The sequence below is a fragment of the Stenotrophomonas ginsengisoli genome (genome assembly GCF_001431485.1).
GTDB classification, from domain to species: Bacteria; Pseudomonadota; Gammaproteobacteria; order Xanthomonadales; family Xanthomonadaceae; genus Stenotrophomonas; species Stenotrophomonas ginsengisoli.
On record NZ_LDJM01000021.1, the window covers coordinates 160836 to 180516 of the forward strand.

Annotated in this window: 17 protein-coding genes; 5 read left to right on the forward strand and 12 right to left on the reverse strand. The window is 66.9% G+C overall.

What is annotated here, in order from left to right:
* Positions 1-2: 2 nt before the first annotated feature.
* Positions 3-1340, reverse strand: a complete 1338-nt coding sequence (gene rlmD, locus ABB30_RS09240) for a 23S rRNA (uracil(1939)-C(5))-methyltransferase RlmD (protein WP_057638034.1) — start codon at positions 1338-1340, stop codon at positions 3-5.
* Between the two features lie 112 nt (positions 1341-1452).
* Here rlmD and ABB30_RS09245 point away from each other — a divergent pair, with 112 nt between their 5' ends.
* Complete coding sequence (locus ABB30_RS09245) at positions 1453-2151, forward strand: response regulator (protein WP_425477391.1); 699 nt, start codon at positions 1453-1455, stop codon at positions 2149-2151.
* Positions 2152-2164: 13 nt separating this feature from the next.
* Here ABB30_RS09245 and recO read toward each other — a convergent pair whose 3' ends face one another.
* The 9 genes from recO to rpoE form a co-directional block, all read right to left on the reverse strand.
* The gene (gene recO, locus ABB30_RS09250) at positions 2165-2890 is read right to left on the reverse strand and encodes a DNA repair protein RecO (protein WP_245626469.1); all 726 of its coding nucleotides are present in this window, start codon (positions 2888-2890) and stop codon (positions 2165-2167) included.
* A 7-nt stretch (positions 2891-2897) separates the two neighbouring features.
* A complete protein-coding gene (gene era, locus ABB30_RS09255; protein WP_057638006.1) occupies positions 2898-3794 on the reverse strand; it encodes a GTPase Era in 897 nt (298 codons plus the stop codon).
* Entirely contained in the window at positions 3791-4450 is a 660-nt protein-coding gene (gene rnc, locus ABB30_RS09260) for a ribonuclease III (RefSeq protein ID WP_057638007.1), read from the reverse strand. The genes era and rnc overlap by 4 nt, the downstream gene beginning before the upstream one ends.
* A 10-nt stretch (positions 4451-4460) precedes the next feature.
* Entirely contained in the window at positions 4461-4838 is a 378-nt protein-coding gene (locus ABB30_RS09265; protein ID WP_057638008.1) for a DUF4845 domain-containing protein, read from the reverse strand.
* A 35-nt stretch (positions 4839-4873) separates the two neighbouring features.
* Positions 4874-5689, reverse strand: coding sequence for a signal peptidase I (gene lepB / locus ABB30_RS09270; RefSeq protein WP_057638009.1), 816 nt, complete (start codon positions 5687-5689; stop codon positions 4874-4876).
* 56 nt (positions 5690-5745) lie between these two features.
* On the reverse strand, positions 5746-7539 hold the full coding sequence (lepA, locus tag ABB30_RS09275; protein ID WP_057638010.1) for a translation elongation factor 4: 1794 nt from the start codon (positions 7537-7539) through the stop codon (positions 5746-5748).
* Positions 7540-7690: 151 nt separating this feature from the next.
* Entirely contained in the window at positions 7691-9217 is a 1527-nt protein-coding gene (locus tag ABB30_RS09280; RefSeq protein ID WP_057638011.1) for a DegQ family serine endoprotease, read from the reverse strand.
* Between the two features lie 94 nt (positions 9218-9311).
* Positions 9312-10145 (reverse strand): RseA family anti-sigma factor, encoded by an 834-nt coding sequence (locus tag ABB30_RS09285; protein WP_057638012.1) that lies wholly within the window; start codon positions 10143-10145, stop codon positions 9312-9314.
* Positions 10142-10762, reverse strand: a complete 621-nt coding sequence (rpoE, locus tag ABB30_RS09290) for an RNA polymerase sigma factor RpoE (protein ID WP_057638036.1) — start codon at positions 10760-10762, stop codon at positions 10142-10144. The genes ABB30_RS09285 and rpoE overlap by 4 nt, the downstream gene beginning before the upstream one ends.
* Positions 10763-10990: 228 nt before the next feature.
* On the opposite strand from rpoE, the gene ABB30_RS09295 reads away from it, so the two are divergent.
* The 3 genes from ABB30_RS09295 to ABB30_RS09305 all read left to right on the forward strand — a co-directional run bounded on the left by ABB30_RS09295 (position 10991) and on the right by ABB30_RS09305 (position 16208).
* Positions 10991-13042 carry a 3-hydroxyacyl-CoA dehydrogenase NAD-binding domain-containing protein gene (locus ABB30_RS09295; RefSeq protein ID WP_057638037.1) on the forward strand — a complete coding sequence of 684 codons (2052 nt, stop codon included), beginning with the start codon at positions 10991-10993 and terminating at the stop codon, positions 13040-13042.
* 172 nt (positions 13043-13214) lie between these two features.
* Complete coding sequence (locus tag ABB30_RS09300; protein ID WP_057638038.1) at positions 13215-14594, forward strand: GGDEF domain-containing protein; 1380 nt, start codon at positions 13215-13217, stop codon at positions 14592-14594.
* 66 nt (positions 14595-14660) lie between these two features.
* Positions 14661-16208: a TerC family protein gene (locus ABB30_RS09305; protein ID WP_057638013.1), complete on the forward strand. Its 1548-nt coding sequence runs from the start codon at positions 14661-14663 to the stop codon at positions 16206-16208.
* A 283-nt stretch (positions 16209-16491) separates the two neighbouring features.
* Here the strand turns inward: ABB30_RS09305 and ABB30_RS09310 are convergent, their stop codons facing one another.
* Entirely contained in the window at positions 16492-17625 is a 1134-nt protein-coding gene (locus ABB30_RS09310; protein WP_057638014.1) for a fatty acid desaturase family protein, read from the reverse strand.
* A gap of 2 nt (positions 17626-17627) precedes the next feature.
* Positions 17628-18689 carry a flavin reductase family protein gene (locus ABB30_RS09315; protein ID WP_057638015.1) on the reverse strand — a complete coding sequence of 354 codons (1062 nt, stop codon included), beginning with the start codon at positions 18687-18689 and terminating at the stop codon, positions 17628-17630.
* Between the two features lie 93 nt (positions 18690-18782).
* Here ABB30_RS09315 and fabR point away from each other — a divergent pair, with 93 nt between their 5' ends.
* Positions 18783-19442 carry an HTH-type transcriptional repressor FabR gene (gene fabR, locus ABB30_RS09320; protein WP_057638016.1) on the forward strand — a complete coding sequence of 220 codons (660 nt, stop codon included), beginning with the start codon at positions 18783-18785 and terminating at the stop codon, positions 19440-19442.
* Positions 19443-19681: the final 239 nt, after the last annotated feature.

The following is a 19681-nucleotide window of genomic DNA, read 5'->3' on the forward strand; positions in this document are numbered from 1 at the left end:
GCTCAGCGCTTCTCGAACACGGCAATCGATTCAACGTGGGCGGTATGCGGGAACATGTCCATCGCACCGGCACTGACCAGGGTATAGCCGCGCTCGTTGACCAGATAGCCGGCATCGCGGGCCAGCGAGCCCGGGTGGCAGCTGACATACACAATGCGCTTGAACTGCTCCAGCGGCAGCTGCTGCAGCACGTCGATGGCGCCGGAGCGCGGCGGATCCAGCAGCAGCTTGTCAAAGCCCTGCTTCATCCACTCGGCGTTGCGCTGGTCCTGGGTCAGGTCGGCAGCGAAGAATTCGGCGTTGTCCAGGCCGTTGCGCTGGGCATTTTCACGGGCACGAGCCACCAGGCCGGCATCACCTTCCACACCCACCACCTGGGCCACACCACGCGCCAGCGGCAGGGTGAAGTTGCCCAGGCCGCAGAACAGGTCCAGCACGCGTTCGCCGGGCTGGGCATCGAGCAGTTCCATGGCGCGCTGGATCATGGCCACATTGAGCTTGGCGTTGACCTGGATGAAGTCCAGCGGACGGAACACCAGCTCCACATTCCACGGTGCCAGGTGGAAGGACAGCTCCGCGCCGGCTTCCGGCCACAGCGGGTGCACGGTTTCATTGCCACCGGGCTGCAGGTAAATGGCAAAGCCATGCTCCTGGGCAAAGCCCACCCAGGCGGCCTTGTCGGCGTCGCTCAGCGGCTGCAGGTGGCGCACGGTCAGGGCAATGGCGGCATCACCACCGATGAACTCGACCTGCGGGATATCGCGCTTGCCGTCCAGGGTTTCGATGAAGGCCGACAGCACCGCCACCTTGGTCCCGATTTCCGGGATCACGGTATGGCACTGGCTGATGTCGGCCACAAAACGCGGGTCCAGCTCGCGGAAGCCGACCAGGGTCTTGTCCTTCTTTTCCACCCGGCGCACCGAAAAACGTCCCTTGCGGCGGTAGCCCCAGCTCTCGCCAACCAGGGCCGGCAGCACCTCACCCGGGCTGACATGGCCAATACGCTGCAGGTTGTCCATCAGCACGCGCTGCTTGGCCACGATCTGCTGGTCTTCGTCCAGGTGCTGCAGCACGCAGCCGGCGCACACGCCGAAATGCTCGCAACGCGGCTGCACCCGGTACGGCGACGGGGTGACCACCTCCACCGTGCGGGCTTCGTCAAAGTGGCGGCTGACCGCGCTCTGCACGGCCATCACCGTCTCGCCCGGCAACGCCCCGGTAATGAAGGTGACCTTGCCGCCCTCGCCATCACGGCGGGCGACACCACGCCCATCGTGGCTCAGATCCAGGATCTCGGTCTGGAAGGGGGTCTTGTCAATACGGGAGCGGGATCGGGCCACGGCGATACAGGAACTGAACAAAAGGGGGGCCATTGTCGCAGATGCCACCTGCCGGCGTTGCACGCGCACAGCCAGTGCCACAGAATTGACACAGCTGAAATGGATGACAGCCATGCAAGACCCCACCACACCCCCGCTCCGTCTGCTGCTGGTCGAAGATGACCTGGTCAGCCGCAGTTTCCTGCAGGCTGTACTGGAAAGCCTTCCCGCCCAGGTGGACTGGGCCGCCACTGCGCACGAGGCGCAGGCCCTGGCCGCGACGCACGAGCATGCCTTGTGGTTGATCGATGTGAACCTGCCCGACGGCCGCGGCAGTGACCTGCTGGCCAGCCTGCGCCGGCGTGCGGCCGATACCCCGGCCCTGGCCCATACCGCCGACCTCAGTCCGGTCCTGGCCACGCAACTGCGCGCGGACGGCTTTGCCGACGTGCTGGTCAAGCCATTGGGCCGTCAGGCCCTGCTCGATGCCGTGCGCACCGCCCTGCCTGCTGCGCGCCAGGCCAGCGAAAACCTGCCGACCTGGGATGAGCAGCGCGCATTGTCGGCATTGAACGGGCAGCAATCCCACATCAAGGCCCTGCGTGACCTGTTCATGGGCGAACTGCCCAGCGTGCGCAATGCGATCAGCCAGGCCATGGCCAGCGAGGATGCCGGCCAGCTGCGCCAGCAATTGCACCGCCTGCAGGCCAGCTGCGGCTTCGTCGGTGCGGCCCGCCTCGGCGCTGCCGCGGCCCAGTTGCAGCAGCAACCGCACAACCACCACGCCCGCAACAATCTCAACCAGGCCATCCAGCAACTGCTGGGCCAGTGAACCCCGCCGGCGTTCAGCGCGCCAGGCTGGTGGCCATCTGCCAGGATTGCAGCCCGCGCGGCCCCAGGTGATGGGCCAGCAGGCCGCGCATCGGCAGGCGCAGGCTGGCCAAGGCGCTCGGATCCGGACAGCGGTCAGCGGCCAGGGCCAACAGCGCGCCCCCCTCCACCACCGGATCACGGCTAGCGGCCGGGGCAAGACATACCCCACGCTCGGCATCCAGGCGGTAGCAGGCATCGGCCTGCAGCGCCTGGCCATGGTCATCACAGGACAGATCCATGCCGATGCCCAGCCCGGCCAGCAGGTCACGCTCGAAACGGCGCAGGGCCCAGGCCAGACCACGCCCCTCGCCCAACTGCTCACGCACCTCGGCATAAGCCCGGTACAGGTCGGGCAGCGGGTCCTGGCGCGGCACCAAGCGCAGGACCAGTTCGTTGACATAAAAGGCCGGCAGCAAGGCCGGCCCGAGCATGCGCGGTGCGGTATCCAGTGCCTCGGCACTGCGCAACTGGCCCAGTTCGCCTTTGGGCACATAGCCCAGCCCCAGCCATTGCCAGGGTTGCAACGCCGCCCGCAGCGGCTGCGCGCGCGACGCGGAAAGGCCGCGGGCAATGATGCCCAGGCGGCCATGGCGTGAACTGAGCACTTCCACCAGCAGGCTGGTTTCGCGCCACGGCCGGGTGTGCAGGACAAAGGCCGGCGTCTGCACCAGCTGTGCACTGGCATCCACACCGGCCACGGCAGGCTTACTCGTAACCGAAGGCCTTCAGTGCGGATTCGTCATCCGACCAGCCTTCACGCACGCGCACCCAGGTTTCCAGGAAGACCTTGGCGCCGAACAGACGCTCCATCTGGATACGTGCCTTGGCGCCGATTTCCTTCAGGCGGATACCGCCCTTGCCGATCACGATCGCCTTCTGGCCTTCGCGCTCGACCCAGATCACCGCACCGATGCGCAGCAGGTTGCCGTCCTCGGCAAAACGCTCGATCTCCACCGTGGTGGCATAGGGCAATTCTTCGCCGAGCTGGCGCATCAACTGCTCGCGCACCAGTTCGCCGGCCAGGAAACGCTGGCTGCGATCGGTGATTTCGTCCTCGCCGAACATCGGCGGGGCCAGCGGCAGCAGGGCCATCACGTCCTTGACCAGGGCTTCCAGACCCTTGTGCTTCTGCGCCGAAATCGGGTGCACGGCGGCAAAGTTGCGCCCTTCGCTGATCTGCGCAATGAACGGCAGCAGTTCACCCTTTTCCTTGATCCGGTCAATCTTGTTGACCACCAGCACCACCGGGATGCCGGCGTCCTCGAGCACCTTGCAGGCCAGGCCGTCCTCTTCGTCCCAGCGCCCGGCCTCGATCACCAGCAGGCCCACGTCCACGCCTTCCAGCGCACCACGGGCGGCGCGGTTCATGACCCGGTTCATCGCCCGCTTCTGCACCTTGTGCAGCCCGGGGGTGTCGACCATCACCAGCTGCCCTTCCGGGAAGGTGGCAATACCCAGCAGGCGGTGCCGGGTGGTCTGCGGACGGTTGGAGACGATGCTCACCTTGGCCCCGACCAGGGCGTTGGTCAGGGTGGATTTGCCGACATTGGGCCGGCCGATGACGGCAACGCTGCCGCAACGATGATTCGGGTTGTCGCTCACTTCGGTTCCAGTAGGGCCAGGGCAGCAGCGGCTGCCTGTTGCTCGGCGATGCGCCGCGAGGTTCCCTCGCCTTCGCTCGCCAGGGTCGGATCGACGAGGGTACACCGCACATGGAAGTGCTTGGCGTGATCGTCGCCGGACTCGGAAATCAGTTCATAGTGTGGCAGGGGTTTCTGCCGGGCCTGCAGCCATTCCTGCAGCCGGGTCTTGGGGTCCTTGTCCGGCTTGCCGGTCGCCGGCAACGCGGCAATGGACGCCTCGAACCAGGGCAGCACCACCTGGCGGCAGGCGTCAAAACCGGCATCCAGGTAGATCGCCGCGATCACCGCCTCCACCGCATCGGCCAGGATCGAATCACGACGGAAACCGCCGGACTTCAATTCCCCCGGGCCCAGCACCAGACGCGGGCCCAGCTCCAGCTGACGCGCAATCACCGCCAGTGCACCCTCGCACACCAGGGTCGAGCGGGCACGCGTGAGTGCCCCCTCGTCGGCCTTGGGCCAACGCTCGAACAGGGTCTGCGCCACCAGCATGTTGACGATGCTGTCGCCCAGAAACTCCAGGCGCTCGTTGTGCGGCACCCCGGCGCTGCGATGACGCAGCGCCTGTGCCAGCAGGGCCGGATCGGCAAAACGATGGCTGATCCGGTCCTTCATGTAAATCTGTTTAGTTGCCACCGCTTCGCGTCAGCTCCTGCTCTGCCTCGAAATGGCCAACCACGTCCAGGTTGCCCATCATCGGCTTGCGGACTTCGTAGTTGACCTTCATTTTCCAACCACCGGCGATGCGTTCGAACTTCACATCACGCGGCTTCACACTGTCGGAGTAGCTCATGTCCAGGCGGCGGAAGAACAGGTCCTGGGCACGCGCCGGATCCATGTTGCCACTGCCCGGCTCACCGGCCACGCCCTTCATTGCACTCTTGACCGCATAGAACTCCTGGTACATCGGCAACAGCTTCATGCCGACGAACAAGGCAAAACCCACCACCACCAGGATGGCCAGAAAGGACGTCAAGGTGATGCCCTGCTGCTTGCGATTCATCTCATCTTTCCCCGGAGAAACGGCCAGCGGCCGCGTTATTGAATGCGTGTCCCGATGCGCGAGGCATCAAAACTCCCCTTGCAGAACCAGTCCTGGCAATTGAGCCAGATCACGAAGGCCTTGCCGCGCAGCAGCTGGTCGGGCAGGAAGCTGGTCTGGGTCCAGAAACGGCTGTCCTCGCTGTGGTCGCGGTTGTCGCCCATCACAAAGTATTGCCCTTCCGGCACGACCCAGTCCCCCTGGCCGAACGGATGCACGAAGCGCTGGTCTTCCAGCACAGTGTGCTCCCGACCGGGCAGGTTCTCCACCAGCAGCGACTTGCCGGTCATGTCCGCCCCCGGCCCCTGGCCAACATAACTGCCCTTGAGCTGGTAGGTCACCGGCTCGCCGTTCAGGTACAGGGTATTGCCGTGGAAGCCAACGCGGTCGCCGGGCAGGCCGACAATGCGCTTGATCCAGTTCTGGTCCGGGTCATGCGGCGGCTTGAACACCACCACATCGCCCCGCTCCGGTTCCCAGGTGGGGATGAACTTGGCATTGGTGATGGGCAGGCGCAGGCCGTAGGAGAACTTGTTGACCAGGATGAAATCGCCGATCAGCAGGTTGGGCATCATCGAGCTGGACGGGATGCGGTACGGCTCGGCAATGAAGCTGCGCACCACCAGCACCACCGCCAGCACCGGGAAGAAGGAGCGTGACCAGTCCAGCAGGACCGGCTCGCTGCCATCGTCAAGCAGACCGGCCGAGGCCAGACGGCGCTTGCGCCAGTACAGGCGGTCAAACAACAGCACCAAGCCAGAGCCCAGGGTCAGCACGACCAGCGCGATCTCGAAAAACTTGAACAGTTGCATGCAGGTTCCTTGTCACCATCGAGCCCTGCCCCGGAAGGCCGGGGCAAGTGCCAGGCTTACTTGTTGTCCATCTGCAGCACGGCCAGGAAGGCTTCCTGCGGAATTTCCACACGGCCGACCTGCTTCATGCGCTTCTTGCCTTCCTTCTGCTTTTCCAGAAGCTTCTTCTTGCGCGAAACGTCGCCACCATAGCACTTGGCCAGCACGTTCTTGCGCATGGCCTTGACCGTGGTACGGGCTATGATCTGGGCGCCGACGGCGGCCTGGATGGCCACGTCGAACTGCTGGCGTGGGATCAGGTCCTTCATCTTCTCGCACAGCTCGCGGCCGCGGCGGTCGGCATGGCTGCGGTGCACGATCAGCGACAGGGCGTCGACCTTGTCACCGTTGATCAGCACGTCCACGCGCACGAACGGGCCGGCGTCAAAGCGTACGAAATGGTATTCCAGCGAGCCGTAGCCACGGCTGACCGACTTGAGCTTGTCGAAGAAATCCAGCACCACTTCGGCCATCGGCAGCTCGTAGCTGATCTGCACCTGGCTGCCCATGTAGTTGATGCCCATCTGGGTACCGCGTTTTTCCTCGCACAGCTTGATGATGCTGCCGATGTAGTCCTCGGGGGTGAGGATGTTGGCGCGGATGATCGGCTCGCGGATTTCATCCACGGTATTGATCGGCGGCAGCTTGGCCGGGTTGTCCATCATCACGATGGAGCCGTCGCTCTTGAGCACCTCGTAGACCACGGTCGGCGCGGTGCTGATCAGGTCCAGGTTGTACTCGCGCTCCAGACGCTCCTGCACGATTTCCATGTGCAGCATGCCCAGGAAGCCGCAACGGAAGCCGAAGCCCATCGCCTCGGAGCTTTCCGGCTCGAAGCGCAGGGCGGCATCGTTCAGGCGCAGCTTGTCCAGCGCTTCGCGCAGGTCCGGGTAGTCCTCGGCATCGACCGGGAACAGGCCGGCGAACACGCGCGGCTGCATTTCCTGGAAGCCGGGCAGCGGTTCCGGGGCCGGGTCGGCCAGCAGGGTCAGGGTGTCGCCGACCGGCGCGCCGTGCACGTCCTTGATCGAGGCATTGATCCAGCCCACCTCGCCGGCGCGCAGGGACTTGGTTTCCTTGCGCTTGGGGGTGAACACGCCGACCTTGTCGACCTGGTGCCAGCGCCCGGTGGACATCACCTGGATCTTGTCACCAGCCTTGATCTCGCCCTGCATCACGCGCACCAGCGAGACCACGCCCAGGTAGTTGTCAAACCAGGAGTCGATGATCAGCGCCTGCAGCTTGTTGCTGCCACGGTCGGCCGGCGGCGGGATGCGGTGCACGATGGCCTCCAGCACCTCTTCCATGTTCAGGCCGGTCTTGGCCGACACGGCCACCGCGTCGGAGGCATCAATGCCGATCACTGCCTCGATCTCGCTCTTGGCGCGGTCGATGTCGGCGGTGGGCAGGTCGATCTTGTTGATCACCGGCACCACTTCCAGGCCCTGCTCGATGGCGGTGTAGCAGTTGGCCACCGACTGCGCTTCCACGCCCTGGGCGGCATCGACCACCAGCAGCGCACCCTCGCAGGCGGCCAGCGAGCGGCTGACTTCATAGGAGAAGTCCACATGCCCGGGGGTGTCGATGAAATTCAGGTAATAGGTCTGGCCGTTGCGGGCGGTGTAAGGCACCGACACCGACTGCGACTTGATGGTGATGCCGCGCTCGCGCTCGATCGGGTTGGAGTCCAGCACCTGGGCCTCCATCTCGCGCGCCTGCAGGCCACCGCACATCTGGATGATCCGGTCGGCAAGGGTGGACTTGCCGTGGTCAACGTGGGCAATGATGGAGAAATTGCGGATGAACTGCATCGAATCGTGGGACATGGGCGGCGGCGTGGCGAAGCGTCGTCAAAGATAACGGGGCATTATCGCACGCCTGCTGGCTGGCCGCTGCCCCGCCTGTACCGGACAGTCACACAGGGCCCGGGCTTCCCTGCCCGGATCCTGTGCCCACCACCTCTTATTGCCCGGCCTTGACCGCGACAAATGCGTTGGAACCACCGGCGCGGACCAGCAGCATGACCACGTCATCCTTCTTGTAGCCGCCCAGCTGGCGGTTCAGCTCGGCCACCGAACCGACCTTGTTGCGGCCCACCTGCAGGATCACCATGCCCGGGGCCAGTTGGGCCTGACGCGCGGCGCCGCCGCTGACCTGGGCGATACGCACGCCCTGGCCGGCGTCCAGCCCGGCCTGGCGGCGCTGCGCCTCGGTCAGCTCGACCACTTCCAGCCCGAGCAGGGCCACCGAACCGGTCTGCGGCGCGGCCGGGGCGGCACTGCGCTCCGGCGCACTGCCCGGACGCTGGGCATCTTCCTCCAGCACACCGAGGGTGGCGCTGAGCTTGCGCGGGCGTCCCTCGCGCAGCACTTCCAGCTCGACCTTGCTGCCCGGGGCCATCAGGCCGATGCGCGGCGGCAGGTCCGAGGCGCTGCCCACGGCCACTCCGTTGACCGCGCGGATCACATCGCCGGCCTCCAGCCCGGCCTTGGCGGCGGCACTGCCGGCCACGACCTCGTTGACCAGGGCACCGCGGCTGTCGGGCAGGCCGAAGCCCTGCACCATCTCGGCGCTGACCGCACCCACGGCCACACCCAGGCTGCCGCGGCTGACCTTGCCGCTGCTGCGGATCTGTTCCACCGCGCTCATTGCCAGGTCAATCGGAATGGCGAAGCTGATCCCCATGAAGCCGCCGGAAGCGGAGAAGATCTGCGAATTGATGCCCACCACCTGGCCGGACACGTCCAGCAGCGGCCCACCGGAATTGCCCTGGTTGATCGCCACGTCGGTCTGGATGAAGGGCACATAGCGCTGCTCGGCGCTGGTGCTGCGACCCACCGCACTGACGATGCCGGCGGTGACCGAGTGGTCCAGGCCGAACGGCGAGCCGATCGCCACCACCCACTGGCCGGGCTTGAGCCGGTTGGAATCGCCGATGGCCAGCACCGGCAGGTCCTTGGCATCGAGCTTGAGCAGGGCCACGTCGTACTGGGCGTCGGAGCCGACCACGGTGGCGGTGTATTCGCGGCGGTCCGACAGCTTGACCTTGACCTCCGAAGCGCCGTCGATGACGTGGTGGTTGGTCAGCACATAGCCGTCGGCGGAGATGATGAAGCCCGAACCCATGCCACGACCGCGGATTTCCGGCGCCCCGCCCTCCTGGCCCTCACCCGGGAAGCCGAATTCCGGGCCGAAGAAGCGGCGGAAGAATTCCGGCATCTGGTCCATGTCCGGGCCGCCACGGCGGGCCTGGCGGTTGCGCACGATGGTGGTTTCCACATTGACCACGGCCGGGCCGACCCGGTCCACCAGCTGGGTGAAGTCCGGCAACCCGCTGACCAGCGGCGCGGCCGGCGCGGCCGGGGTCGCAATCGGCGCGGCAGCGGCGGGCGTCTGGGCTTCGGGCTTGGCGCAGGCCGCCAGCGGCAGGCACAGGGCCAGCAGGCACGACAAGGACAACGCGCGCGGGCGCAAGGTGATCTGGTTCATACCGGGTGATACCTCGTGACGAAAGGGCAATTCAGGGCGCTGACAGCTGCCACCGCCGTGGGCATGGATGAGGGAAAGATGGATCAGGACGGCCTCACGGCTGCGGTGCCGGCGGCCAGTGGCTGCTGGCGGCCGCATCGCGCGGCGGTGCGAACGGGCTGCCGGACCCGGGCAGGCTGACATTGAAGGCCTCCGGCCGGCTCAGCTGCGAGCGCGGCCAAGGCCGCGCCTGCGTCGGTTCGGCCGGCAGGGCAAACGGCGAGGCCACGCTGTCGTCCGGCGCCTGTGCCGCCAGCATCTGCGTGGCGGCGGCCGGATCCGGCTGCGCTGCCGAGCGTACGCGGCGGGCCGGCGTGGATGCGGCCTGCGCCCGGCGCGGCGTGACCTTCGACGCGGCCGCCACGGCCACCTGCACCGGTGCGGCCGGGGTTGCCACCGGCGGCAACGTGGCCTGGGGGGAAACGGCCGGCTCGGCGAGCGGTGCCGGCAGCACGGCGGCGGCCGGCTCGGACACCAGCAAGGCAGAAGGCGTGCCTGGCGGGGCCCGCCCGGGCAGCAGCAATACCGCGACCAGGGCCAGACCGGCGGCCAGTGCGCCGCCGCTGGCCCAGCGCCACTGCCGGGCCCGGCTGCCGGCTGCCGACCGGGGCTGCACAGCGGCCGGCGGCAGGGCCAGGGCCACGCGGGCGGCAAAGTCGGCCGGGGCCACCGCGCCGAGCTGGCCGCGCAGCACATCACCGGCCATCTGCCAGCGTTCCTGGCAGGCCGACAGCTCCTGGTCGTGCTCCAGCCGGCGGATCAGGAAGCGGGCCTGGTCGGCCGACAACTCACCGTCGATCAAGGCCGACAGCTGCTGCCGGTGCAGCGCATCCACACGCCCCAGCAAGGGATCGTGGTCATGGTCGTGGTCAGACGAGTTCGGGTTCATGCTCGGCTCCGTTCACGGGTGGCACTGCGCCCCTCCAGCAGCGGACGCAGGTGTTGGTCAATGGCCTCGCGGGCACGGTAGATGCGCGAACGCACCGTGCCCACCGGGCAGTTCATGGTCTGGGCGATCTGCTCGTAGCTCAGGCCCTGCACCTCGCGCAGCTCGAAGGCCTGGCGCCAGTCGGCAGGCAACTGCGCCACCGCGGCGAGCACGCAGCGCTCCACCTGCTCGCGCATCAGCTCGCGCTCGGGGGTGTCGGTATCACGCAGACGGGCGCTGTCGTTGACCACCTCGGCATCGATCAGGTCGATGTCAGCGGCCGGGGGGCGCCGGTTCTGTGCGGTGAGGTGGTTCTTGGCGGTGTTCACGGCAATACGGTGCATCCAGGTCGAGAACTGGGCGTCGCCACGGAAGCTGTCGATGGCGCGGAAAGCGCGCACGAAGGCTTCCTGGGCCACGTCCTGGCATTCACTCCAGTCGGCGATGTAACGACCGATCACCGCCAGCACCCGGTGCTGGTGGCGGCGCACCAGCACATCGAAGGCGGCGCGCTCACCGGCCTGTACCCGCCCGACCAGGGTGTGATCGGGTTCTTGTGGCATTTGTACGTCGGCCATACGGGCCAAAGCTCCTTCCCGCCCAGCCTGTCGTCGGGCATTGAGACTGCCGTTTCACCAAGAAGTTCCCGCCGCTGGCGAAAAACTTCACCTACCCGGATTTAACCGCAGTTGTTCCAACCTGTCCGGGCAAGCGTACACAGGGGTGACGGACAAAAAATTTGACGGACGGTGAACATCCTTCCGATGATAGCCACCTTATCCATACACAACCGAATGGAACGTCCCATGCTCCCAGGCTTTGATGGGCTCCGCTTCAATCACTGGCACACCCGTCTGCGCGAAGACGGCATTCTCGTGCTCACCCTCGACCGCAAGGACAGCGCGGTCAATGCCATGTCCCAGGACGTGCTGCTGGAACTGGATGCGTTGATCGAGCGCATCGCCATCGACCCGCCACGCGGGGTGGTGATCAATTCGGCCAAGTCGGCCGGCTTCATTGCCGGCGCGGACCTGAAGGAATTCCAGCAGTACGACGCCATGGGCACGGTCGGTGATGCCATCGCCCGCGGCCAGAACATCTACCAGAAGCTGGCCAGCCTGCGCGTGCCCACGGTGGCGGCGATCCACGGCCATTGCCTGGGCGGTGGTACCGAGCTGGCCCTGGCCTGCCGCTACCGCGTGGCCGCCGACAACGCCCGCATCGGCCTGCCCGAAGTGCAGCTGGGCATCATCCCGGGCTGGGGCGGTACCGCCCGCCTGCCGCAGCTGATCGGCGCCCCGGCGGCGATGGACATGATCCTGACCGGCCGCAACCTGTCGGCCAAGGCCGCGCGCGGCAATGGCCTGGTGGACAAGGTGGTGGAACTGCCGCTGCTGGAAGACGCCGCCGCGGCCATGGCCCTGAAGGGCACCGTGCGCCCGTTCAAGCAGCGCGCCACCGCCTGGGCCACCAACACCTGGCCGGCACGCAAGCTGCTGGCCCCGCAGATGGCCAAGCAGGTCGCACGCAAGGCCAGGAAGGCACACTACCCGGCCCCGTATGCGGCCATCAGCGCCTGGGAAAAGACCGGCGGTGCCGGCATCGGTGCGCGTCTGGCCGCGGAAAAGCGTGCCGTGGTCAAGCTGGCCTCCGGCCCGGTGGCACGCAACCTGATGCGCATCTACTTCCTGTCCGAGCGCCTTAAGGGCCTGGGCGGCAAGGATTCGGGCATCGCCCACGTGCACGTGGTCGGTGCCGGCGTGATGGGCGGTGACATCGCCGCCTTCTCGGCGCTGAAGGGCTTCAACGTGACCCTGCAGGATCGCGAGCAGCGCTTCATCGATGGCGCCCTGACCCGGGCCCAGACCCTGTTCGAGAAGAAGGTGCGCGATCCGGCAAAGCGTCCGGAAGTGGCCGCCCGCCTGAGCGGTGACCTGTCCGGCGCCGGCGCGGCCAAGGCCGACCTGGTGATCGAGGCGATCATCGAGAACCCGCAGGCCAAGCGTGACCTGTACGCGCAGCTGGAGCCGGCGATGAAGGCCGACGCCCTGCTCAGCACCAACACCTCGTCCATCCCGCTGGACGAGCTGACCGACCACATCGCGCGCCCGGCGCAGTTTGCCGGCCTGCACTACTTCAACCCGGTGGCGCAGATGCCACTGGTGGAGATCATCCGCCACGACGGCATGGCCGCAGACACCGAGCGTCGCCTGGCCGCCTTCTGCAAGGCCCTGGGCAAGTTCCCGGTGCCGGTGACCGGCACCCCGGGCTTTTTGGTCAACCGCGTGCTGTTCCCGTACATGCTCGAAGCGGCCAACGCTTACGCCGAAGGCATTGCCGGCCCGCTGATCGACAAGGCGGCGGTCAACTTCGGCATGCCGATGGGCCCGATCGAGCTGCTGGACACCGTGGGCCTGGACGTGGCCGCCGGCGTCGGCCGCGAGCTGGCCCCGTTCCTGGGCCTGCAGATCCCGGCCGCGCTTGCCACCGTCGATCCTGCCAAGCGCGGCAAGAAGGATGGTGAAGGCATCTACAAGTGGGAGAACGGCAAGGCCATCAAGCCCCCGCTGGGCAAGGATGCGCAGGCACCGAGCGACCTGGAAGACCGCCTGATCCTGCCCCTGCTCAACGAGTCGGTGGCCTGTCTGCACGAAGGCGTGGTGGCCGATGCCGACCTGCTCGATGCCGGGGTGATCTTCGGCACCGGCTTTGCGCCCTTCCACGGCGGCCCGATCCAGTACATCCGCAGCGTCGGCCCGGACGTGCTGGTGGCCCGCCTGAAGGCCCTGCAGGCCCGCTACGGCGACCGCTTCGCCCCGCGCCCGGGCTGGGACAACCCGGCCCTGCGCACTGGCTGACCGCCGCCGCCAGCATGCCAACACGGCCGCCTGCGGGAGGCCGTACTGTATCTGCCAGCTGAACCCTGCTGGCCGTACGTCACGGCCAGGCCGCCGCGGCCACTCAAATGCCAGCATTTGCGGCCGATACAACCCTGATACCCCACAAGCAACACGTTGCATCGGATTGCTGATGTCCCCGCAAGCCCCTCAAGGCGAACTCACCGCGCCCCTGCGCCAGGCGTGGCTGGCCCGCCTGGACACCACCAGTGCCGAGGCCTTCGCCCTGCTCGACGCCCTGGCCGCTGACACCCCCGACAGCCTGGCCCGGCATTTCTATGCCGTGCTGATGGATGACAGCCGCGCCAACCGCTTCCTGGACCATGAACAGGTCCGCCACCGCCTGCAGCCGGCCCTGCAGCGCTGGCTGCAGCAGGTGCTGTGCGCACGCAGCGGGCATGTCGATGCCCTGCTGCAGCAGCAGAACGTGATCGGTGATGTGCACGCCCGCGTCGGCATCCCGGTGGACCTGGTGCTGCGCGGCATGCGCGTGATCAAGCTGGCCCTGGTCGATGCAGCAGTGCAGCGGGCAACCAGCCCGGCCCTGGCCCACGAAGCCATCGCCACCCTGCTGTGCTCGATCGGCATTGCCCAGGAGGGCATGACCCTGGCCTATTCGCGTTCGCGCGAACGTTCGGCCCGGGCCGATGCGGCCTACCGCCTGTTTTCGCTGATCCAGAACATCAGCGCCGAACGCGAGCGCCAGCGTGCCCTGCTGCTGGATTGGGAAAACCAGCTGCTGTACGCCCTGGCCGGACCGGCCGGACTGGCCTCGGTGGAGCCACTGGCCGGCGCCGAATTCGGCCTGTGGTTCGTGCACAAGGGCATTCCCAGCTTTGGCCAGAGCAGCGAAACCGACCACACCCTGGAACTGATTGCACAGATCGACCAGCTGCTGGCCCGCCAGCAGACCGGCAATGCGCTGCCGCCCTTGCCCTGCCTGGAGCAGATCCGCCAGCGCCTGGCCCAGATCCACCACCTGCAGGGCATGCTGTTCGAGCGCATCGGCCAGCTCGATTCGGGCAGCGACACCCTGACCAACCTGCTCAACCGCCGCTTCCTGCCCACCGTACTGCGCCGCGAGATCGAGCTGGGCAACAGCAACAACAGCAGCTTTGCGGTGCTGTTGATCGACCTGGACCACTTCAAGCAGATCAACGACAACCACGGCCACGAAACCGGTGACCGCGCCCTGCAGCAGGTGGCCGCCACCCTGTCCCAGTACACCCGTGGCAGCGATTACCTGTTCCGCTACGGCGGCGAGGAGTTTGTGGCGGTGGTGGTCGGAGTCAACGAGGGGCAGGCCTGCGCGATTGCCGAAAACCTGCGCAAGCTGATCGCCAACCAACCGCTGCAGCTGCCTGATGGCACCGGCCTGCCGCTGAGCGCCAGCATCGGCGTGGCCGCGTTTGACGGCCACCCGGATTACGAGCGCCTGATGGCCCGCGCCGATGCGGCGATGTATCAAGCCAAGCATGCCGGCCGCAACCAGGTGGTGCTCAGCCAGGCGTGATGACTGTCATCAATGCGTAACAGGGCATTGCCAGAATGAAGGCCCTTTGTTTGTAGAAACCCCTGTATGGAATGGTTATCGGATCCGAACATCTGGCTGGGCCTGTCCACGCTGATCGTGCTGGAAATCATCCTGGGTATCGACAACCTGGTGTTCATCGCGATCCTGGCCGACAAGCTGCCGCCGGAGCAGCGCGACAAGGCCCGCCTGATCGGCCTGGGCCTGGCCCTGCTGATGCGCGTGGGCCTGTTGTTTGCCCTGTCCTGGATCATGGGTCTGGTCGAGCCGCTGTTCTCCGTATGGGGAAAATCCTTCTCCTGGCGTGATTTGATCCTGCTCGGCGGCGGCCTGTTCCTGCTGTTCAAGGCCACCATGGAGCTGCACGAGCGCCTGGAAGGCACCACCCATGCCGAGGGTGGCAACAAGGCCTACGCCAGCTTCGGCCTGGTGATCACCCAGATCGTGGTGCTCGATGCGGTGTTCTCGCTGGACTCGGTGATCACTGCGGTGGGCATGGTCGACCAGCTGGGCGTGATGGTCGCTGCGGTGATCATCGCCGTCGGCGTGATGATGCTGGCCAGCAAGCCGCTCACCGCCTTTGTCGGCAAGCACCCTACCGTGGTGGTGCTGTGCCTGGGCTTCTTGATGATGATCGGCTTTGCCCTGGTCGCCGAAGGCCTGGGCTTCAAGATTCCCAAGGGCTATCTGTATGCCGCCATCGCCTTCTCGATCGGCGTTGAGGCATTCAACCAGCTGTCGCGCCACCGCCGCGAGAAGCTCGAACGCAAGGTGCCGCTGCGCGAGCGCACTGCCAACAACGTCCTGCGCCTGCTCGGTGCCCGCCCGATCGGCGAGACCACGCCTGCCGCCGCCAGTGCCAGCAGCACCCAGACAGACCGCGAGATCGGCCTGGAAGCGGCCGAGCACGACATGATCCGCTCGGTGCTGACCCTGGGCGAACGCTCGGTGACCAGCGTGATGACCGTGCGCGGCGATCTGCAGTGGATCGACGCACGACGCGGCAACGAGCATGCCCGCCAGCGCCTGATGGATTCGCCGCATACCCGCCTGCTGGTCTGCGACGGCGAGCTGGACAACCTGCAGGGCGTGGTGCAGAGCCGCGACCTGCTGGCCGGGCTGATTGCCGGCAAGCCGCTGGTGCTGGCCGAACACCTGCGCGAGCCGTTGACCCTGCCGGAAAACACCACTGCCCTGCGCGCCCTGGAACGCATCCGCGAGCACCCCATTGCGCTGGCGGTGATCGTCGATGAGTACGGCAACATCCAGGGCCTGGTCACCGCCAACGACCTGCTGGCCGCCATCGCCGGCGACCTGGCCGACACCCGCGATGCCGACTGGGGCAGCCAGCAGCAGGATGACGGCAGCTGGATCATCGATGCCTCGCTGGCATTGGAGGACGTACAGCGCGCCACCGGCATCGCCCTGCCGCGCAACAGCGCCTATGTGTCCCTGTCCGGCTTGTTCCTGCACCAGCTGCAGCGCCTGCCGCAGGCCGGTGACAGCATCCAGGTCGATGGCTGGCAGCTGGACGTGCTGGACCTGGAGCGTCGGCGCGTTGGCCGGGCGCGCCTGAGCCCGGTTCCGGCCGCCTGAGCCACGGCCTTATCCCGCAGTCAATACAGGCCCCGCCGCAAGGCGGGGCCTGTGCATATCGGCCATCGCCCACTGGCCGGCATTGCCCACCCCAACACTGCTCGGGCCAGCAGCACGCAAACAAGCACGACATACCAGTGCACGGCACTGGCCATCCAGCGGCCCGGCACCGGACTGGCGCCGCAGCGCCAGCCCCGCACGCAGCGGCGCATCCGCACACCTGCCAGCAACCCCACGCACAAAAAACCCCCGCACAAGGCGGGGGTTGGGTCAGGTATGAAACTCAGGCAACCGGAGCAGAAACCAGCGGTGCCTGCTTGCCCTTGGGCTTGCTCGGCAGCGAGTGGCGCAGGATGCGCCAGACCACCTGGCCGAACTGGCGGGCCATCGAGCCGGTGTTGTAGTGCTGGCCGTAACGGGCGCAGATCTGGCGCACTTCCACGGCCATGGCCGCATAGCGGTTGGCCGGCACGTCCGGATAGAAATGGTGCTCGATCTGGTGGGACAGGTTGCCGGTCATGATGTGCATCCACTTGCCGCCGGTCAGGTTGGACGAACCGCGCAGCTGGCGCAGGTACCAGTGGCCACGGCTTTCGTTCTCGACACATTCCTTGGGGAAGGTCTCCGCATCGGCAGTGAAGTGGCCGCAGAAGATCACCACGTAGGTCCACACATTGCGGATGCCGTTGGCCACCAGGTTGCCCAGGATCACGGTCAGGAAGAACGGGCCGGCCAGGGCCGGGAACAGCACGTAGTCCTTGAGCAGCTGCTTGGTCACCTTGCGGCGCACCGGCTGGGACTGCTGCCACAGCTCGCGCAGGGTGATGCGGCCCAGGAACAGGCGGCCGATGCGCAGGTCCTGGATGGCGATGCCCCACTGGAAATACAGCGCGAAGATCACCGCGATCACCGGCTGCATCAGGAAGAACGGGTGCCAGCGCTGCTCGGGGAAGATGCGCAGCAGGCCGTAGCCGATGTCATCGTCCATGCCGCGCACATTGGTATAGGTGTGGTGGCTGAAATTGTGGGTCTTGCGCCAGCTTTCCGAGGTGCCGGCGATGTCCCATTCGTAGGTCTTGCCCTGCAGGGACGGATCGCCCATCCAGTCGTACTGGCCGTGCATCACGTTGTGGGCCAGCTCCATGTTCTCCAGGATCTTGGACAGGCCCAGCAGCACCGCACCGGCAATGCCCAGCGGCCACAGCAGGCTGGCTGCATACAGCGGCGAGAAGGCAGCGGCGTACAGCACCACGCGGCCGGCCACACCGATCCAGCGCACCGCCGCCTCGATCTTGCGGATGTAGCGGGCGTCGGCATCGCCCAGGGTCGCCACATGGCGCGCACGCAGCGCATCCAGTTCGGCACCGAAGGCATCCAGATCTGCCGCGGTCAGGGGGCGGTTGTTAACCGAAGACATGCTTACAACTCCAGGATCAGGTCGGTGCTGGCGCGGTTCACGCACAGCTTGATGGCCGTCGATGGCTCCGCGGTGACATCGCCATTGAGCACGTTGTGCACCACGCCTTCGCGCTTTTCGCAGGTGCAGGTGTTGCATACGCCCATCCGGCAACCGGCCGGCGGGTTGATGCCCTGTGCCTCCAGCGCGGCCAGCAACGGCAGTCCACGCGGCACACGCAGGCGGCGGCCGCTGCGGGCCAGCTGCAGCTCGACCTCACCGGCCTGGCTGTCATCGACCACCGGCAGGCTGAAGGCCTCGGCCATGAAATCGGCCACCTGGCCATCCAGGCGCTGCCCGGCAGCACGCACGAACCCGGCCGGGCCACAGGCCAGCACCCGGCATGCCGGCAGGTTGGCCACGGCAGAGAAATCAAAACCGCCCACCCGCGGTGCGGGCGCGTCGGCATCGCCGGTCACCGCCAGCTGCACGCTGAAATTGGCGTGGCGGGCGGCCAGGCTGGCCAGTTCGACGGCGAAACACTGTTCGCGGTGCTGACGCATCCAGTAGATCAAATGCACCGGTTGCGGCATGCCGGCCGCATCGAGCTGGCGCAGCAGCGCGCGCATCGGGGTGATGCCACTGCCGGCGGCCAGCAGCAGCAACGGCTGCGCTGCCGGATCGGCCACGGTCATCGCGCCGAAGGCCGGGCTGATGCCCACGGTGGCGCCGATGGGCAGGCCACCGGCCAGCTGCGCGCTGACCTTGCCACCACTGACCAGCTTGGCCGTCACTTCCAGGTTGCCGTCCGCCAGCCGGGTCGGGCTGTAGGAACGGGTGGTCATGCGTCCATCCACCTCGATGGTGAGGTTGATGTGCTGACCCGGCTGGATAGCGCCGAAGTGCGCGTTGGGCTTGAGCACCACGGTGACCGCCGCACTGCCTTCGGCCCGTCGGCTGACCAGCTGGGCCAGCGGACGGCGCAGGGTCCACAACGGATGCAGGCGGGTCGACCAGAAATCGAAGAAGGCCTCGGTGACCCACGGGATCGGGGGCGGGGTCGGGTTGTGGTAGCGGTATTTCATGGGGCCGAACTATACGGCCACGCATACATGCGTGTATACAGTTGTATATTGCCAAGCGCGCTATCATTCATGCAGATGACCGCGACAGCCCCCATGACAACCAACGCACCGGCCAACGATCTGGATACGCCAGCGCCCCGCAAGGCAGGCATTTCCCGTGACGACCTGCTCGCCGCCGCGCTGGCGCTGATCGGGCCACACCGCAGTGTCTCCACCCTGAGCCTGCGCGAAGTGGCGCGGGAAGCCGGCATCGCGCCCAATTCCTTCTACCGCCAGTTCCGCGACATGGACGAACTGACCGTGGCCCTGATCGAGCGCGCCGGCCTGTCGCTGCGCACGATCATCGGCCAGGCGCGACAGCGCGCGGCCGGCTCGGACCGCGGCGTGGTCCGGCTGTCGGTGGAAACCTTCATGGAGCAGCTGCGCGCCGACGACCGCCTGATGCACGTGCTGCTGCGCGAAGGCACCGCCGGCTCGGATGCCTACAAGCAGGCGGTGGACCGCCAGCTGGGGTATTTCGAGGACGAGCTGCAGCTGGACCTGATCCGCCTGGCCGCCGCCGACAACGGCGCGGTGCTGCTGGAACCGGCCCTGGCGGCCAAGGCCATCACCCGCCTGATCTTCGCCATGGGCGGCACCGCCCTGGACCTGCCGCCGACCCGCGATGAAGAGCTGATCGAGCAGATGTCGCACATGATCCGCATGATCATCACCGGTGCGCGCACCCTCGCCGGGCACCCGCCGCGCAACTGAGCCGGTACCGGTCAACCCCACCCTGCCCGCGTCGCCTGCGGCATCCTCCGGCCGGAGCGCCAGCGGTGATTCCTGGCCAGGCCCACCGATGCCCCCCTTGGCGCACAGGACGGGCACCCGCTCCGGCGGGTCAGGCCAGCCTGCACCGCCGCCTCCTCCCGCCGCCCCAGGGCAATGCCGAGAATGGGGACATCCATAAAGCCGATATCGGCACAAAAAGACAGCCCTGAACCATACCC

Bases quoted from the DNA above. Each gene is read 5' to 3' on its own strand.
- lepA (WP_057638010.1), bottom strand. From the start codon at position 7,539: ATGCAGTTCATCCGCAATTTCTCCATCATTGCCCACGTTGACCACGGC.
- ABB30_RS09315 (WP_057638015.1), bottom strand. From the start codon at position 18,689: ATGAAATACCGCTACCACAACCCGACCCCGCCCCCGATCCCGTGGGTC.
- ABB30_RS09245 (WP_425477391.1), top strand. From the start codon at position 1,453: ATGCAAGACCCCACCACACCCCCGCTCCGTCTGCTGCTGGTCGAAGAT.
- ABB30_RS09305 (WP_057638013.1), top strand. From the start codon at position 14,661: ATGGAATGGTTATCGGATCCGAACATCTGGCTGGGCCTGTCCACGCTG.
- ABB30_RS09285 (WP_057638012.1), bottom strand. From the start codon at position 10,145: ATGAACCCGAACTCGTCTGACCACGACCATGACCACGATCCCTTGCTG.
- fabR (WP_057638016.1), top strand. From the start codon at position 18,783: ATGACAACCAACGCACCGGCCAACGATCTGGATACGCCAGCGCCCCGC.
- rnc (WP_057638007.1), bottom strand. From the start codon at position 4,450: ATGAAGGACCGGATCAGCCATCGTTTTGCCGATCCGGCCCTGCTGGCA.
- ABB30_RS09295 (WP_057638037.1), top strand. From the start codon at position 10,991: ATGCTCCCAGGCTTTGATGGGCTCCGCTTCAATCACTGGCACACCCGT.
- ABB30_RS09265 (WP_057638008.1), bottom strand. From the start codon at position 4,838: ATGAATCGCAAGCAGCAGGGCATCACCTTGACGTCCTTTCTGGCCATC.
- rpoE (WP_057638036.1), bottom strand. From the start codon at position 10,762: ATGGCCGACGTACAAATGCCACAAGAACCCGATCACACCCTGGTCGGG.
- ABB30_RS09280 (WP_057638011.1), bottom strand. From the start codon at position 9,217: ATGAACCAGATCACCTTGCGCCCGCGCGCGTTGTCCTTGTCGTGCCTG.
- ABB30_RS09300 (WP_057638038.1), top strand. From the start codon at position 13,215: ATGTCCCCGCAAGCCCCTCAAGGCGAACTCACCGCGCCCCTGCGCCAG.
- lepB (WP_057638009.1), bottom strand. From the start codon at position 5,689: ATGCAACTGTTCAAGTTTTTCGAGATCGCGCTGGTCGTGCTGACCCTG.
- ABB30_RS09310 (WP_057638014.1), bottom strand. From the start codon at position 17,625: ATGTCTTCGGTTAACAACCGCCCCCTGACCGCGGCAGATCTGGATGCC.